Raw genomic sequence first — 17,507 nt, 5'->3', positions numbered from 1 at the left:
GTGATTTCTTTGAAATTCAGGGATTTTGAAGCAAAAAACCATATTTTTATGTCACCTGTAAAAACAGCATTAGCTACACCAAAGACAGGTTTTATTACAGAAGAATTGATTAAATATTATGAAAGAAAAGCAAAAGGTGGAGTCGGAGCAATTATTCTTGAGCCTATATCAGTGTTAAAATCAGGAAAAGAACATCCAAAACAGGTAATGTTGGATACTGATGAACACATTGAAGGATTAAAGAAAATTGTTGACACATTACACAAATACGACACCAAATTAATTGTACATCTTAATCATGCTGGAAGGGCAGCAAATCCAAAAGCATCTGAAGTTGTAAAATCATCTTCTGCTGTAAAATGCCCATCTACAGGAGTAACTCCTGAAGAATTAACTCTTGATGAAATAAAGGAATTAATACAGGCATTTAAAGAAAATGCTGAAAGAGCACAAAAAGCAGGTGCTGATGGAATAGAAATCCAGTTTGGTCATGGTTATATTGTTCATCAATTCTATTCTGAAAGATTGAATAAAAGAGATGACGAATATGGAAAAGATAAATTTAAATTTGCCAGGGAAGTTTTATCAGCTGTAAAGGAAGTTACAAATATACCTTTAATTTTAAGAATCTCAGGAAGCGAATTTGTTGAAGGTGGAATTACAGATGAACATTTAACAAAGATATTTGCTTTAGCAGAAGAGTTTGGTGTATCAATTATTCACGTTGGTTGGGGTAACGCATGTGATTCAGCACCATGGTATTATAATCACATGTCATTACCAACAGATATAATGGATAATAGATTGAAAGAAATTAGAAAATTAACAAAAATTCCTATTATTGCAGTAGGAAGAATGCAAATTGATGAAAGATATAAGAAACTTGTAGATGACGGAACAATTGATGGAGTTGTATTTGGAAGACAATTAATAATAGATCCAGATTTTCCTAATAAAATTTTATCTAACTCAGATGATTTTGTAAGATGTGGAGGTTGTTTGCAGGGCTGTCTTGCAAATGTTAAAGCAGGAAAACCAATTAATTGTATTGCAAATCCAGAAGTTCATAGTGAATTTGTTGTTGAAAAGATTCCTGAAAAGAAAAAGGTTGCTATTATTGGTGCAGGACCTGCAGGTTTATTTGCAGGAACATATTTATCTAAGAAAGGTTATGAAGTAACTATTTACGAAAAGAATGATTATGCTGGTGGTCAATGGGTATTAGCTTACAGAGCTCCAGGAAAGATTTATATGAAAGATACACTTGAAGATATTATAAGAAAAACAGAAAAATCAGTTGAAATAAAATATAATACAGAAGTAACGCCAGAAATGCTCAAAAAAGAAAATTATGATATTATAATCGTTGCTACTGGTGCAAAGCCATTTGTTCCACCAATTCCTGGTTTAACAGATTACATTACAGGATTTGACTTTTTTGACGGTAAAAAGGTTGAAGGTAAAAATGTATTGGTAATTGGCGGTGGATTAATTGGGTTAGAAGCAGCAGAAGCACTTGTTAATGAAGGTAAAAATGTAACTGTTGTTGAATTAATGGAAGAAGTTGGAAGGGGAATGGAAGTAGTTGCAAGTAAATTGTTCCAGAAAAATTATGCTCCAAAGATAAATATTTATACTAAAACAATGGTAAAAGAAATAAAAGGTAAAGAAGTTATTGTTGAAAAAATAGGAGAAGGAATAACTTCTTTAGGCGAATTTGATGATATTGTAGTTACAGCAGGAACAAAACCTGTAAATGAATTATATGAAAAACTCAAAGAAGAATTTAATAATGTATATGTAATAGGTGATGCAAACAAAGTTGGCCAAATAGTAGATGCAATATCTTCAGCGAAAGAACTTGCAGAACAATTGTAATTTTTAAACAATCCCCATCCTGATTCAGGATGGGGATTTTGGTTCTATGTATATGGTTTTGAAGTTTTTATATAAGACCATTCCTGGTTTTGCCCCTTTTGGTTTCCATACATGCTTTTTTTGAGTATAATCTACAGAAACCTTTGAAGACATTCGCCCTTTTGAATAATATGCAGCAAGAGATGCAGCATATTCAATAACTTCTTGTGGAATATCTTTTTTTCTTTCTGTTTTTATAATTACATGAGCTCCGGGAATCCCCTGTACATGAAGCCATATGTCTTCCTTATCAGCTTCTCTTGTAATCTGGTCATTTTGAATATTATTTTTTCCAACGAGAATTTTAAAGCCGTTATAATTAAATTCAAGTGGTTTTGAAATGATTTTTTTTCTTTTCTTCTTTTTATTATTTTCATTAATAAATCTTTCTTGAATCATTTCTTCCCTGATTTCCATTAATGTTTCAATATCTTCTGCCATTTCTATGCTCTGCCATAGTTGATACAAATAGTCAATCATTTCAGATGTGATTTTTAGTCTTTCTTTTAAGTGAATTTCCTTTGATTTAAGTTTATGAACCTTTTTAAATATGGTTTGTAAATTTTCATTTGGTGTTTTTAATGGATTAAGCTTGATTCTCATTTTTTCACCAGTTTCCCAATCTTCTACTTCAACAAAATCAGTTTTCTGATTAAACATATACAGATAAGCCTGCAATAATCGTCCCTGTTTTTCAAGTTCGGGAATTTTTTGTATTTCTTTTTCTTCTAATTTTAGCTTTTTATGAAGTTTTTCATATTTTTCGATTTCTTTTATTACTATCTTTTCCAATCTTCTCTTCAATTCAGAAAACCTTGAATTTATACTTTGCTTTTCAAAGAAATTTAATAAGCCTTCTGAAGGCGATTTAAATTCATTATATTCATAATTTACAGGTCTAAAAGCGAGGATCTCCTTTTTATTTTCATAATCAAAGGTATAAACATTTAAATTATCCATGAATTCAGAAACAAAGGATATATAATCATATTTTTCAATATACTCAAAAAAGAATTTTTTGCTTAACTTTGAAAAACCCATTAATTGCCTGTCTATATCAAAATCAATTTTATCGTGTTTTAATATGTTGATATATTCTTCTTTATAAAATGGAATATATTCTGCGCCAGGCATTATACTTCTTGAAGGTGTAATCCCTTTTTTTAATGCATCTAAGATTTTATTATTTTCATCTACCAATAATATATTTGAATTTCTTCCCATTAATTCAAAATACAATTTGTAATTTCTCATTTCAAAGGTTTCATCTATTACTGAAAGTTCAATATATCCAACTCTATCAAGTCCAAGTTGCTCTATTTTCATAATTTTAGCATTCTTAATTCTTTTTCTTAGGAACATTGAAAAATTTTGTGGTGTATCAGGCATATTTGGTTTTGTTTCAAGTGAGATTATATACGAGGGATTCTTTAATACAAACAACAAAAAACCGTTTTGAAGTTGCAAAAGCACTTCATCATTTACCGGTTGATATATATTTCGGATTTTTTGACCTTCAAATTTTTTGGCTTCCCTTATTAATTTATTTAACAAAAGTCCATCTATGGGCATATTAACATTCCTCCATTGTTATGTAGAAATTTTCTAAACCAATTATATCATAGTTTTAAAGAGATTGATGATGTGAAAATAAAAATTATGATATAATAAAATATGAAAAAGTTAACAAGGGGTGAAATAATGGGGATATATGATCAACTATTTAAAGAGATATTATCCGATAAGGAAATGATCGTTGAGTTTATAGATATCTTTATTCCTAAATTAAAAAGTTATGGGATTTCAGCAGAAGATATAACAATAGAACATACAAAATTTACAGATATAAAATATGGAGATAAGGAAAGTGATTTACTATTTAAAGTAAAATATTTTGAAAATGAGGTATATCTATATTTATTGATAGAACATCAATCAACTGTAGATTATTTAATGCAATTTAGAATACTCGAATATATGGTGCGAATATGGAAAAATTATATAAATGAACATAAAAAAGAATCGAGAACAAAAGGATTTAAATTAATACCAATAATGCCAATAGTGTTTTATACAGGAAAAAGAAAATGGACGGCTGAAAATTGGTTTATGAAAAAAGTAGAAAATTGGGAAATGTTTGATGAATATACACCAAAGTTCAAATATGAGGTGATTGATTTAACTCAAATACCTGAAAAACAATTAATAAAAATAAAAAAGGCATTAGGGTTATTACTGGCATTAAATAAGGCAGAAAACAAAACAGTAACCAGAATAATAGAGGAAATAAAAATAGAATTAGAAAAATTACCTGAAAAAGAAAAGGAAAAATTTGGAAATTACGTGAACGGAGTGATAAAAACTCTCGTCAAAAGAAATAGAGATTTGAATTTAGATGAAGAGATATTTGAAGAGGAGGAGGTGGAAGAAATGTTTGAAAATTTTGTAAAAGCTGTAAATGGTGCATATAAAGATGCTATAGAGCAAGGGATGAAACAAGGGATAGAGCAGGGAATAAAACAGGGAATAGAACAGGGAATAGAACAGGGATTTAAAAGTGGAATGTTAGCTGGAGAAAGAAAACTAACGCGTTCATTATTAAGAAAAAAATTTGGTGAAAAAATAGAACCATATATTGATGCTCTTGATTATATGACTTTAAAAGAATTAACTGAAATTGCTGAAAATATATTAGATCTTTCTTTTGAAGAAACGATAGAGTTGTTAAAAAAGGTATCCAATTAATATAATGAGGTGAAGCTATTTGAAAAAATTTTTAGGACCTGTAGTCACATCAAAAAGTATAGGTAAATCTCTAATACAAATAAATGACCTTTTTCCTATGGCCAAGAGATTTGGATATGATTCAATTATTTTATGCGAATCACATCCGAAATCCTGGCCAACATTTATTAATTTAGCTAAAAAATATAAAATAGTACCATATATTTTATTTGAAATGAAGGGAAAAATTTATTTTCCTGTAAATTCAAAAGAGTTGTTGGAAATTATACAATTTTACAACGGAAAAAAAGAAAATATAAATGTAAGATATTTTGAAAAAAATGAGATAAAAGAGAAGATACTTTTCCCCACACAGACGGTTAAAGAATTATTGGGTTCTGAAAATATTTCTGGTGGATGTTTAAAAGGAAATCTTAAAATAGAAGATTATTTGGGAAGTAATATATTAAAATATATAAACTCAACAACTCCCTCTTATAATGTAAAAGATTTTTATGTAAATTTGCCTCAAATGGGAGGATTTAAAAGATTATATGAATCGCTATTGCCCTATATGGCAAAATTGCCAGATGAATATATGCAAAGATTAAAAAAAGAATTATTGGTTATAAAGGATATGGAAGTTTCAGATTATATATTAACTGTAAAAAAAATAGTTGAAACAGCTAGAAATACAGGGGCATATGTTGGTCCAGGAAGAGGTTCTGCTGTTGGTTCGCTAATAGTTTATATGTTGGGAATAACGCTAATAGACCCTATAAAATATAATTTATATTTTGAAAGATTTCTTAATCCGTCTAGAAAAGAATTGCCAGATATAGATCTGGATATAGATTCTGAAAATAGAGATAATGTCATAAAAAAATTAAATGAAATTTTTAGTATTGCTCAGGTTAGAACATATGTAAGAATGAAAGAAAAAAGCGCTGTAAAAAAAGCAAAAGAAATTTTAGGATATGATATGTCTCAAAAGTTAAAATTTCCAATTAGGTCTTTAGAAAATATGAAAAGATATCCTAATATGGATGAAAAATTAAAAAAGTTTTATACTCTTGCATTTTATTTTGAAGGATTGGAAATAGCTGAATCTGTACATGCGGCTGGTGTGATATTATCAAAAGAAGATATGGGATTAAAAATCCCTCTTGATTATAGGCAAAACAATATTCCAATTACATTATGGGAAATGGATGAATTAAAGCTTTCAGGTATAGAAAAATTTGATATATTGTCTTTAGATACACTTGCCCTGTTAAAACGTTTTAATTTTAAATATGCTAAAGATAAATTTGTAAATTTAGAAGATAAAGAAGTATATAAGTTAATTTCTGCTGGTTTAACAGAAGGGATATTCCAGCTTGAATCCAGATTGGGTAAAAAACTATCCAGAAAATTAGCGCCTAAAAATTTTATGGAGTTAACAATTTTACTTGCAATGAATAGACCGGGACCTTTGAATTCTGGAATGTTTGATGAGTATCTTGAGGGTAGTTCCAGGGAATATCTAAAAAAACTCTTGCCTGAGACTAAGGGAGTTATTATTTTTCAGGAACAGGTGATGTATATTGCACAAAAATTGGGAGGATTATCCCCAGAAGAGTCAGACGATTTTAGAAAAGCAATGTCAAAAAAGGATATAGAAAAATTAAAAAAGTTGAAAGAAAAGTTTATTTTTAATGCAGCTAAAAAGATTGGAAATAAAGAATCACAGGAGCTCTACTCTAAAATAGAAAAATTTGCAGAATATGCGTTTAATAAATCACATAGTGTTGCATATGCTCATCTTAGTTATTGGCTGGCTGAAATAAAAACAAGAGAAAGATGTAAATTCTTTTTGGAATATATAAAGTTTAAAGGTTTGTCAGAAACTCTTTTTGAAGAAAGTAAGTATATGAATATTCAAATTAAAAATGCAAGTATTCTTTATCCACAAGGTATGTGCAAAGATAATGCATTATATTTACCTTTAAGGGTTATAAAAGGAGTAGGTATATTTGCAGAAGAGGTTTTAACTAAAGATATAAAAGAAAAAGGGAATTATAAGGATTTTGAAGATTTTATAAAGCGAACAAAGGAAAAACGCATAACAAGAAATATAATTGAACAGATGATAAAAGGTGGAGTTTTTGATATTTTTACAAAAAATCGAAGACAATTATTGAGAATGATTTCTGAAATTGAACATAATACAAGTAGAAAAGCAAAAAAAATATTAAGTGATGTTTTTGGAGAAAATATATCAACTGACAAAGAGGTTATTACAGATAAAGAAGATATAATTAAATTTGAAAAAGAAGTATACGGATTTAAAATCAACTAATTTAAACTACTTGATTTTACCTATATTTTATGGTATAATCAATTGCAGATATAGAAATAATCGTTCGAGGGCAGTAGCCCTCGAATTCTGTTTTATTATAAAAGGAGGTGCAAAATGAAAGATTTAAAAGACCTGATTTTAAAAGAATCGCAAGAAATTGCCAGGAATATGGATTTAGAAATTTTCGACGTATCGATTAAAAAAATTAGAAAAAAAGTAAAGCTTGAAATTATTATTGATAAAGAAGATGGATATGTTGGAATTGATGATTGTGAAAGATTTTCAAGAACAATAGAATCATATCTTGACGAAAAAGATCTTATAGATACATCATATGATTTAATAGTAAGTTCTCCGGGATTAGATAGACCTTTAAGAAGTTTAAAGGATTTTATTAGATTTAAAGGGAAGTTAGTAAAAGTAATTCTAAAAGAAAGGGTACAAAACAGAACAGCTATAAAGGGATATATTGAAGATATAAATGACGAAACTATTTATATAAAAGAAAAAGATGGTGGTAAAATAATAGAATTCCCGTATGATATAGTATTAAAAGCAAACTTAGAAATAGATTTGTAAATGGAGGTGATTATAATGAATCTTGCATTAAGAGAAGCATTAACAGAATTAGAAAGAGAAAAGGGAATAAAAAAAGAAGTATTACTTGAAATAATTGAAAAGGCTATAGAAAAGGCATATAAAAACAATTATGAAATGGAAAACGTGGAGGTTATTGTTGATAAAAATCATGGGGAAATCACAATATATCAGCTGTTGAAGGTTGTTGAAGAAGTAGAAAATGAAGGAGAAGAAATTACATTAGAAGAAGCTAAAAAGATATCTTCTAAAGCCCAAATTGGAGATATTATCAAGAAAAAAATAAACCCTAAAAAAGAATTTAAAAGAATAGCTGCACAAACCGCTAAACAGGTAATTAAACAAAGTATAAGGGAAATAGAAAAAGAAAAGTTATATCAGACATATTCTACATTAGAGGGAAAAATAACAACAGCTGAGGTGTTAAAAGTAACTCCAGAATATGCAGATATTAGAATAGGAAAACTTGAAACAAAGTTACCAGCAAAAGAATGGATTCCGGGAGAAAAAATGTACAATGGAGACATAATAAAAGTTTATATAAAAAGTGTTCAAAAAACAACTAAAGGTCCAAAAATTCTTGTTTCAAGAAGTGTTCCTGAATTTGTAGAAGAGTTATTTAAAATGAATATCCCAGAGATAGAAGATGGAATAGTAAAAATAAAAAAAATATATAGAGAACCAGGAGTTAGAAGTAAGGTTGCAGTATATTCAGAAGATCCTAAAGTTGATGCTATTGGGGCATGTATTGGAGAAAATGGCATGAGAATTGCGCAAATATTGGAAGATTTAAAAAATCTTGAAAAAATAGACGTAATAAAATGGTCTGATGATATTGAAGAACTAATAAGAAATGCACTTGCACCAGCTCAGGTAGTAGAAATAAAATTAGACAAAAAAGAAAAATTTGCATTAGTGCATGTTCCGGAAAATCAATTATCTCTTGCTATAGGTAAGGGTGGGCAAAATGCTCGTGCTGCCGCTAAAATAACAGGCTGGAAAATAGATATACATACTGTATAATTTAATTAAAAATGCACACAATTTTAATAGTGTTTAAATGAAATATTTTTCTTTCTGATGTAAAATTTAGTCGAACTAAAGAATGAGGAGGCGGATTTAATACTATGTCCCAACAAATGCTTAAAAAAGTTCTCAGAGAAAAAAAACAAAGAATGACAGCCCAAAGGGAATTAATTCTTAAGGTTTTTCTCGAATCCAATGGAAAATTAATGAGTCTTGATGATGTGTATATGCAAATTAGAAGAAGAAAAAATCACAAAACCAGTAAAATGACTATAAAACGTGGAATAGAACTTTTGGAAGAACTTGGAATAATAAGAAAAATAGATTTTGATGATGGTGTTGTTAGGTATGAATTAATTGATGATGTAACAGATGAAGTAAATGCAATTTTCATATGTGAAAATTGTGGGAAAGCAGTAAAAATGGAAGTAAGTAAAGAAGCAATAAAAAATCTTTTACCTAAAAAAGATATTGAAATCAAAGATTTTGAATTAAAGATTTATGGTATTTGTACAGAATGTCAGGTATAAAATAAAAGGAGGCCCGCGAAGGGCCTTTTATTTTTATGTTATTAATTAAGCGGATTTACGCATTTTTGCTCTAATTACACAATCATCTATTGTAACTTCGCCTTTTATAACTCCCTCTGCAAATAACTTACAATTTGCATAACCACAAGCACCACAATTCATATTTGGTAAATCATTTAATACTTCTTTTTCATTCCTATATACAATTTCTGTATTTTCAATTTCATTTAATATATCTTCACGTTTTACAAGTTTTTCCATTATATATCCCATAATAAATATTGCAGGAATTGTTAAAGCATATCTTGTTAAAGCGAAAGGCAATCCAAGGAAGCTTGATTCAACCATGAACATAACAACCTTAACTACTGCCCATGAACTAATAATTATAACTAAATTAGCAATACTTGCTCCTTTTAAGAATAAAGCCTGTGCAACTGGAAATGCTGCATATATAGGACCGGCTGAAATTGCACCTGTAAACATTGATAACAACTTTCCTTTAAATCCAGATTCTTCACCGAAATGTCTCATTATAACTTCTGATGGTACCCATACAGTAATCAATGAGGAGATTATAAGAATAGGTGGCATAACCTCAACCATTTCAATTAGAAATCCTTTTGTCATTTCTAACCCTTTAAAGAAAATTTCTGGTTTTACAAAAAATGCAATTCCATACAAAACGATACTTACAAAGATTAATTTATTATTTTTAATTAAATCCAATATCTTCTTCATAATATCACCGCCATTCCTGTAGCAATTAATATAGCAGCAACAAAACTAAGCCATAATCTATGCAATGTAAATTTCTTTCCAAAATATTTAATTTCAATTGGCATAGTAGCGAATCCAACCATAGTTAATGTTGTGATAAATGCTGCAATTGCTGTTAAATTTGCTCCACTTTGGTAGAGAGATTTAGAAAGCGGGAATGCAATAAATGCTGGTATTATAGTTAAAGCACCTATAACTGCACCATATATTGTGCTTAAAAACTCGTTTGAATTTCCCAATAACTGTTTAATTAATTCCGGTGGCAATATAGCCAATACTAAACCTACTAAAGCCATAACTCCAATAATTTCAATAAAAGTTTTTACCAACAAATTTTTTGATAATACTAAACTTTCCTTTGTTTTATCTTTACTCTTAAAAATAGACCAACCTAAAAATGAAACGGCTATTCCATATAATACAATGGTATTCACTGTATCAACCTCCTACTTCTTTGTTTTTTTTATTCATACCCTATTATAGACAATATAAAAAAATAAAACCGTGATTTTAAACACGGTTTTATTTTAGAGATTTAATATTCAACAACTTGACATGATTTCTATCAATAATTTTAATATAACCTTCATTTTCTAATTCTTTTATCTTTTTTGATACCACTTCACGAACACTGCCGATATCATTTGCTATTTGCTGCTTTGATTTAAAATAAATAATATCAGATTTTTGCTGTTTATGTAATAATAGGAAATATCGAATTAAACGCTCCTTTATTGATTTTATAATTAGAATATCCACAATATTAGAAAGATTTAATAATTTCTTGGAGATTTCATTTAAATACAATATAAGAAAAGTCTCATTTTCTTTAAATAACTTCAAAACACCTTCTTTTGATATTTCAAAGACTTCAGAATCCTTTTCCGCAACAATATATGATGGATAATTTTCATCAGAAAAAATTAGTCCCTCACCAAAACTTTCATTCTCTTTCAAGTATTTTAAAACCTGTTCATTACCGTCTGGAGCATATTTTACAACTTTCAATTTACCGGATAATATAATACTAATTTGTTCTAATTTTTCATTTGGTGAATGTAAAACGTGATTTTTTTTGATTTTAAGAGTACGACCGTACTTTTTTAATATCTCACTGTTTTCACCAAAAACATTTTGAAAAAATTCACTTCTCACTTTTTTCCTCCTATATAAAAATTTTATGCTTTAGAATCAAGAATTTTTCCCCAGGTTACACCACCTGTATAAACCAGATGTCCATTTGGATCATATGAAGTAAAATAGCGAACATACACCTGAGCCATCTTTCCTTTAAACATAGCTTCCTTAATAATTTCTCGTGCATGTTCTGATTCATGAGATTTTATAAATAAAAAAGAAGCATTTTCACTAACCGGTGTTGGGTATTGAAATGAAACAGCTGAATCAGGCGAATCATCCTGAAGATAAACAACAGATTCCGAAGTTTCTGGAAAATTATTTTTTGATATTTTATTATTAATATTCCTATTAACAACATGCTCATTTGAATTGGAAATACCCTTTTTATTTTTTTGAGATTTTATACCCTGCTCATTGATATTTCTGTCTATGCGTTCCAATTCTTTTTCGGCTTCTGAAATATTACCTATTTTTATCATTGAACTGATTTTTCCAAGTTTAAACAACAAAGCATTATCCTTATTGTTTATAGCTTCAATAAGGATTTTTCTTAACTTACTCTCAAGATATTTCTCTTTAAATTCAGTAGGAGAATAATAATTATTAACATTAATACGCATAAAATCACCTACATATTCATTATACACCTTTTTAAATTATTGAAAATTCTATCATTATATTTTTCCATTAGAATAATAATTTTCCTACCAAACTAAATTCTTATATTCTTAACCCTTTTTTAAAAAAATAATGTTTTAATTTATAGTGGAGGTGAAACTATGACAAAATTTGTTGATACCACATTACGTGACGGCCAGCAATCAATAATTGCGACTCGAATGAAAACCTCTGAATTTGAGCCTGTTTTAAAAGATTTTGATACAGTAGGTTTTCATTCAATGGAGGTATGGGGCGGTGCAACATACGACTCATGTATAAGATATCTAAACGAAGATCCATGGGAAAGACTAAAAACAATAAGAAAAAAGTTAAAAAACACGCAAATACAGATGTTATTAAGAGGACAAAATATTGTTGGATATAGAAATTATGCTGATGATGTAGTTGAATTATTTATAAACAAAGTAGCGGATTATGGTATGGACATAATAAGAGTATTTGATGCTTTAAATGATATAAGAAACTTAAAAAAGAGTATAGAAGTTGCTAAAAAGAGGAATATACATGTTCAGGGTGCAATATCTTATACAATAAGTCCTGTTCATAATCTTGAATTTTATTTAAACTATGCAAAAGAATTAATAGATCACGGTGTTGATTCAATAGTTATAAAAGATATGGCTGGATTATTAACTCCTAAAATGGCGTATGATTTAGTAAAAGAATTAAAGAGAAAATACAATGTACCAATAGAATTGCATTCTCATAATACGGCAGGTATGGCTTCTATTGCATATCAAGCAGCAATTGATGCTGGTGTTGATTTAATAGATACAGCATTAAGCCCATTTGCAAATGCAAGTTCTCAACCGGCAGTTGAACCATTTAACTTTGCATTAGGAGAACCGCTTGATTCCGATAAACTTTATGATCTCGCGCATTATTTCTGGAAAGTAAGGGAAAATCATATAGAAGACGATATGCGAATGGTATCAATTGACTCAAGAATATTAAAGGCACAAATTCCAGGCGGAATGTTTTCAAACCTTGTATCCCAATTAAAAGCTCAAAAAATGTTGCATTTATTAGATGAAGTATTAGAAGAAGTTCCAAGAGTGCGAAAAGATCTTGGATATCCACCACTTGTAACTCCTACAAGTCAAATAGTTGGTGTTCAGGCAGTTTTAAATGTTATGTATAAAGAACGATATAAGTCAATTACAAAAGAGGTTAAAAATTACCTAAAAGGAATGTATGGAAGACCACCTGCACCAGTAGATGAAGAACTTTTAAAGAAAGCACTTGGAAACGAAAAACCAATAGACTGCAGACCAGCAGATTTATTAAAACCTGAAATAGAAAAAGCAAGAAATGAAATATGTGTTTTAGCTGAAACAGATGAAGATTTATTGACATATATCCTATTTGGTGAAGTAGGAAAGAAATATCTAAAAGACAAATATGAAAAAGAAATACAGGTTGATTTCGAACTTGTTGAAGAAACAGAAGATTTTGTTGAAGATGAAAGTATATATCCTGTATGATATAATAAACTCCCGGATTTTTCCGGGAGTTTTGTTTAATTTACAGTAATACCTAAAGCTTCTATTTCTTCCTTTGGCATAGGATATATATCTTTTATTCTAATTTTTATAAATTTTCCTGATTTGGTTTTGTATAAAATAACATCACCTATTTTTAACCTATTATAATAATATTCTTGCATGTTTTGTATAGCTTTATTATAATCAGTAATAGATTCAAAGTCATAATATGAAGCAATATAAACTTCACTAACATCATTATTATTAGGATATATTTGATAATAGAGATTATTTCGTAAACTAATTCCTGCATAAAATCTCAGTTCTCTGGTGTTATTCATATCAAAATCAATTTCATTTATATCTATTAAATATGGATTATTATATTTTAATTTTTCTTTTAATGTTTGATCAGATATTGAATAAGAATAAATAGTATTTACTTTTAATTCCTTAATATCATTAGTGAAAATACCATTATCTGAAATTTCATAATCTAATTTTATTATTCTATTGATATGCATATTTACATTTAATTCAATTGTGTCTTTTGATAAATCTGTCAATAAACCATTAAATGCATCGTTTAAAGAAAAATAATTTTCATATGAATAAGCATCGATAAATAGATCTTTATGGACTTCTGGAAGTGCAGTTTCGATTTTTCCTATATTTTTTTCTGTTTCCTCAGAAGCGAATTCATGATAAGCTGTTTCATATTCAAATTCGTTATTTGAGATTTTAATATAATTTTTTACAATGGGATATATTGTACCTCCACTATAAGAGTTTGGATAAAAAAAGATTCCTCCGTAATTGGTAACCACAGATGTCTGTGTATCAATATCTATTTCGGGAATTATTTTAACCTTAAATTTTTTATATAAAATAGGTGTATTTTCCCATTGTCTTATTATTGTTTTAAATAAGTATTTTCCTGAATCTAGTTTTGTTACTTTAAAATGTTGATTTTCAAAAGGGTACCACTCGAATTTTCTTACAGACCAGAAATACCATGGATCTTTTGTACCAAATAATTGTCCGTATGTTCCATCTAATTGTTTAAATCTTAAATTATTACTATTATATAATTTTAATGAATAATAATCTTTTGGATAATATATCCATATACCAAATTTATTTACATCTGTATAAGGGCTTTTTTCTTTCTTTAATAATACATATGATTCAAATCTGTTATCTTCTTTGTTTTCCTCAGTTAAATCCATTTCCATTATTAAATATTGAATATCAGGAGGAGTAACCTTATTTAAAGTATAAATATCAAATTTTACCCAATCTCCATTAGCTGAAAAATCAGGCTCTTCATATGAATATTTAAATCCATCGGGTAAAGAAAATTCTATAAATTTATCTATAACATTTATTTTATACAATCCACTTTCTTTATTATCGTATATAGCATTAATATAATAAATAGGCATTTCTTTTGAAGGATTATTATCAACAAAAATTTTTTGAGTTGTTTTTCCAATGAATTTAAGGTTTTTTCCATCACCACTTTTGTAAATTTTATATATAGCATTTTTTGAGAATTCCCAGTACAAAGTGATTATATTTTTTTCTTCGTCATAACGAGCTGTAATATTGGAAATTTTTTCTAAATATGGTTTATCAAATAAAGAATTTATTTCTATTATTAATCCTAATTCAGATTTTTTTATAATAAACGTTATATCTTTTTCTGTTGAAGGTAATATTTCTAAACCAAAGGATCTTTTAATATTTTTAAGTTCTTGACCATTTGTTAATGTAGCATCAACAGTGATATCCCATACTCCAGGATACAAATCTTTTTCAATATGTTCAAAGTTTTCAAGATTCATAACAAAATTATTTATTGGTGAAGAATCTAAAGTTCCTGAAATTTCCATATTTTTTAAGATAAATTCGTCTGCAACGTCATTTTTGAAATTTATACTTAATTTACCCATTGCAAATTTTGTATTAATAACTACTTGATTTTCTCCATATTTTAAGAATATATTTTTTTCTCCATAAAAAATTATTTGTTCATTATCATAAGCTGTAATTTTTAAAGTGTAATTATCAGATTTTAGTTGTAAATTTTCAATTTTTATATCATTACTCAAGAAGTTTTGAGTATATAAAATATTTCCATCTTTAATTATATTAAATTTGATATTTGTTATATTTATATTTTCCTCAAATCCTTTTGTTGAAAGATTTAAATTTGAATTTATATGTACATATAAATTCATTGAGTTTTCTTGCATATTTTTTACACAGGAAGAAAATAATATTATGAATCCCAAAAGAATGGCGAATAGTATTCTTTTTTTCATTTATAATCCCTCCACTCGTTTTTAATATATTTTTATTCCTAAATTTTTTATTTCATCTATAGTCATAGGATAAAAATCTTCAAATTCAATTTTTATATATTTTCCTGAATAAGTTTTATACATTATAACTAATCCTTTTTCAACTGTAATAGAACTATAATTTTCCTTATTCATAGATAATGTAGATTCTGAAAAGTTAGTAATTGAATTTATACCAATGGTTTTAGAACTATAAATTTCCTCGATATCATCACTTGATGGGTTAAATTCAACAGTGTTATATAAAGGAAAATAGTATAAATATAATTCTTCAATCTTATTTTTATCAAAATCAATTAAATTTGGTTCTAGTAAATATTCATTATATTTTAATTTTTCCCTTAAGATATCATTTCTTATCCAAACAGTATTTGCTTTTATTTCTTTTATATCATTTTTAAATATTCCATCATCCGATATTTCATATTTTAGCTTTACTATTCTATTTATATACATAGGAACATGAAATTCAATAGTATTTTTAGAAAGTGTATTGACAATATTTTCTATTGTATAGTTTTGGGTAAAAAATTGATTAGGAGAAATTTCTACAAATAAATCTTTATTTATTGAGGGTAATAAATATTCTAAATTTCCTATAGCACTTTCTGTTTCTGGAGATGCAAAATCATAATATTCTATATTGTATTCAATAATATTTTTAGTATTTTGATAATTTGAATATTTAACAGAAGGAATGTTTCCACACCAACATGCTATTGAAGAATTAGGATTATCTTGAATAAATATACCGCCGAAATTTAGATTGACATCTGTAAAGGTGTTAATATTAAGCTCAGGTTCCAAAATAATCTTTATTTTTTTGTTTTTAATTTGACTGTCTTCCCATTGCCTAATTATAGTTTTGAATTTATATTTGTTTTTGTCTAATTGAACAACATTATTAAAATAAAAGGGCTTATTTTTTTCTTTCCAAATTGACCAAATCCATCCTGGATCTTTTGTTCCAAATAATTGAGCATAAATTCCATCAGCTCTTTTAATTCTAAAGTTGTTAATATTGGAATTTCTTTCTGCATAATAATTTTCAGGATAATATATCCAGGCATAATATAAAGTTACGTCATCAAAGTTATCATATCCTTTTTTTAAAACAATAGCAGATTCAAATCTCGAATCGTTAGAATTTTTATTGTTTAGATCTAAGGTGAGTATTAAATAATCACTTTTTGGAGTGATCTTATTTAAAGTGTATATTTCGAATTTCAACCAAATTCCTTTATCTGGCGGTAAAGGATTGTCATATGAAATTTTAAAACCTTCAGGTAAAATGTATTTTTTCAATAAAAGCGAAGCATCAAATTTGTATAGTCCACTTTCTTTATTATCGTATATTGCATTTATATAATAATAGACATTTTCTTTAGATGGGGAATGATCTATAAAAAAATTTTTTTTTGTTTTGCCAATAAAAGTAAGATTAGAATCTGTAGAACCTTTATAAATTTTAAAAATTGCATTGTCTGGAAAATCCCATGTAAGAATTAAGGTATTAGAAGTTGAATCATAAGTAGCTGATATATTTTTAATTTTTTTTAAATAAGGATTTGAATGAATGGATGCGAAAATATTAGAAGATTCAGGTTGAGAATTAACTTGAGGAGTAGTTTTTTTATTTTGATTAATACAAGAAGTGAAGAATAAAAGTAATGTTAAAAGAACTAGTAAAAATAGATACTTTTTATAAATCACCAAAATACCCCCTTTTTAAAATGTAGCATATCAATATTGTGAAAAATATCTTATTTTTTGATAACCTTTTTATATTTTATCATTGAAAAAAAATTATTTCAAGATTTGCAAAGTAAAAATATATATAATAATAAATTTTATTTATTTTAACAAAAATATAATGATAATGGTTATATAAAAAAAACCTCTCAGAATATCTGAGAGGTTA

14 protein-coding genes are annotated in these 17,507 nt (G+C 27.5%); 7 read left to right on the top strand and 7 right to left on the bottom strand.

What is annotated here, in order from left to right:
- Nucleotides 1-9: 9 nt before the first annotated feature.
- Nucleotides 10-1,878: an NAD(P)/FAD-dependent oxidoreductase gene (locus tag XO11_RS04790; RefSeq protein ID WP_175418239.1), complete on the top strand. Its 1,869-nt coding sequence runs from the start codon at nucleotides 10-12 to the stop codon at nucleotides 1,876-1,878.
- A 24-nt stretch (nucleotides 1,879-1,902) separates the two neighbouring features.
- Here XO11_RS04790 and XO11_RS04785 read toward each other — a convergent pair whose 3' ends face one another.
- Complete coding sequence (locus tag XO11_RS04785) at nucleotides 1,903-3,489, bottom strand: NFACT family protein (protein WP_014296457.1); 1,587 nt, start codon at nucleotides 3,487-3,489, stop codon at nucleotides 1,903-1,905.
- 102 nt (nucleotides 3,490-3,591) lie between these two features.
- On the opposite strand from XO11_RS04785, the gene XO11_RS04780 reads away from it, so the two are divergent.
- The 5 genes from XO11_RS04780 (at nucleotide 3,592) to XO11_RS04760 (ending at nucleotide 9,135) form a co-directional block, all read left to right on the top strand.
- Nucleotides 3,592-4,662, top strand: a complete 1,071-nt coding sequence (locus XO11_RS04780; RefSeq protein WP_254873303.1) for an Rpn family recombination-promoting nuclease/putative transposase — start codon at nucleotides 3,592-3,594, stop codon at nucleotides 4,660-4,662.
- Between the two features lie 19 nt (nucleotides 4,663-4,681).
- Nucleotides 4,682-6,982: a DNA polymerase III subunit alpha gene (dnaE, locus tag XO11_RS04775; protein WP_175418237.1), complete on the top strand. Its 2,301-nt coding sequence runs from the start codon at nucleotides 4,682-4,684 to the stop codon at nucleotides 6,980-6,982.
- 114 nt (nucleotides 6,983-7,096) lie between these two features.
- A complete protein-coding gene (gene rimP, locus XO11_RS04770) occupies nucleotides 7,097-7,561 on the top strand; it encodes a ribosome maturation factor RimP (RefSeq protein WP_014296454.1) in 465 nt (154 codons plus the stop codon).
- A gap of 15 nt (nucleotides 7,562-7,576) precedes the next feature.
- A complete protein-coding gene (gene nusA, locus XO11_RS04765) occupies nucleotides 7,577-8,602 on the top strand; it encodes a transcription termination factor NusA (RefSeq protein WP_014296453.1) in 1,026 nt (341 codons plus the stop codon).
- 116 nt (nucleotides 8,603-8,718) lie between these two features.
- Nucleotides 8,719-9,135: a Fur family transcriptional regulator gene (locus XO11_RS04760; RefSeq protein WP_041638506.1), complete on the top strand. Its 417-nt coding sequence runs from the start codon at nucleotides 8,719-8,721 to the stop codon at nucleotides 9,133-9,135.
- A gap of 45 nt (nucleotides 9,136-9,180) precedes the next feature.
- Here XO11_RS04760 and XO11_RS04755 read toward each other — a convergent pair whose 3' ends face one another.
- From XO11_RS04755 to XO11_RS04740, 4 genes are all read right to left on the bottom strand, one after another.
- On the bottom strand, nucleotides 9,181-9,876 hold the full coding sequence (locus tag XO11_RS04755; protein ID WP_014296451.1) for a permease: 696 nt from the start codon (nucleotides 9,874-9,876) through the stop codon (nucleotides 9,181-9,183).
- Entirely contained in the window at nucleotides 9,873-10,349 is a 477-nt protein-coding gene (locus XO11_RS04750; RefSeq protein WP_014296450.1) for a permease, read from the bottom strand. Before XO11_RS04750 ends, XO11_RS04755 begins: the two co-directional genes overlap by 4 nt.
- 88 nt (nucleotides 10,350-10,437) lie before the next feature.
- Entirely contained in the window at nucleotides 10,438-11,070 is a 633-nt protein-coding gene (locus XO11_RS10720; RefSeq protein ID WP_014296449.1) for a Crp/Fnr family transcriptional regulator, read from the bottom strand.
- Nucleotides 11,071-11,093: 23 nt separating this feature from the next.
- A complete protein-coding gene (locus XO11_RS04740) occupies nucleotides 11,094-11,675 on the bottom strand; it encodes a hypothetical protein (protein WP_014296448.1) in 582 nt (193 codons plus the stop codon).
- Between the two features lie 159 nt (nucleotides 11,676-11,834).
- Here XO11_RS04740 and XO11_RS04735 point away from each other — a divergent pair, with 159 nt between their 5' ends.
- The gene (locus XO11_RS04735) at nucleotides 11,835-13,220 is read left to right on the top strand and encodes a pyruvate carboxylase subunit B (RefSeq protein ID WP_014296447.1); all 1,386 of its coding nucleotides are present in this window, start codon (nucleotides 11,835-11,837) and stop codon (nucleotides 13,218-13,220) included.
- A 35-nt stretch (nucleotides 13,221-13,255) separates the two neighbouring features.
- Here the strand turns inward: XO11_RS04735 and XO11_RS04730 are convergent, their stop codons facing one another.
- Both XO11_RS04730 and XO11_RS04725 read right to left on the bottom strand, forming a co-directional pair.
- A complete protein-coding gene (locus XO11_RS04730) occupies nucleotides 13,256-15,547 on the bottom strand; it encodes a hypothetical protein (RefSeq protein WP_175418236.1) in 2,292 nt (763 codons plus the stop codon).
- 21 nt (nucleotides 15,548-15,568) lie between these two features.
- Entirely contained in the window at nucleotides 15,569-17,299 is a 1,731-nt protein-coding gene (locus XO11_RS04725) for a hypothetical protein (RefSeq protein ID WP_175418235.1), read from the bottom strand.
- Nucleotides 17,300-17,507: the final 208 nt, after the last annotated feature.

The sequence above is a fragment of the Marinitoga sp. 1138 genome, from assembly GCF_013363265.1.
In the GTDB taxonomy this organism is placed as follows: Bacteria; Thermotogota; Thermotogae; order Petrotogales; family Petrotogaceae; genus Marinitoga; species Marinitoga piezophila.
Note: the sequence above shows the minus strand (reverse complement) of the source record. Positions and strands in the feature narration are given on the sequence as shown.

What these genes read in the sequence shown, in the direction of transcription:
- XO11_RS04760 (WP_041638506.1), top strand. Translation starts at nt 8,719, where the DNA reads ATGCTTAAAAAAGTTCTCAGAGAAAAAAAACAAAGAATGACAGCCCAA.
- XO11_RS04785 (WP_014296457.1), bottom strand. Translation starts at nt 3,489, where the DNA reads ATGCCCATAGATGGACTTTTGTTAAATAAATTAATAAGGGAAGCCAAA.
- XO11_RS04780 (WP_254873303.1), top strand. Translation starts at nt 3,592, where the DNA reads ATGAAAAAGTTAACAAGGGGTGAAATAATGGGGATATATGATCAACTA.
- rimP (WP_014296454.1), top strand. Translation starts at nt 7,097, where the DNA reads ATGAAAGATTTAAAAGACCTGATTTTAAAAGAATCGCAAGAAATTGCC.
- nusA (WP_014296453.1), top strand. Translation starts at nt 7,577, where the DNA reads ATGAATCTTGCATTAAGAGAAGCATTAACAGAATTAGAAAGAGAAAAG.
- XO11_RS04730 (WP_175418236.1), bottom strand. Translation starts at nt 15,547, where the DNA reads ATGAAAAAAAGAATACTATTCGCCATTCTTTTGGGATTCATAATATTA.
- XO11_RS04740 (WP_014296448.1), bottom strand. Translation starts at nt 11,675, where the DNA reads ATGCGTATTAATGTTAATAATTATTATTCTCCTACTGAATTTAAAGAG.
- XO11_RS04735 (WP_014296447.1), top strand. Translation starts at nt 11,835, where the DNA reads ATGACAAAATTTGTTGATACCACATTACGTGACGGCCAGCAATCAATA.
- XO11_RS04755 (WP_014296451.1), bottom strand. Translation starts at nt 9,876, where the DNA reads ATGAAGAAGATATTGGATTTAATTAAAAATAATAAATTAATCTTTGTA.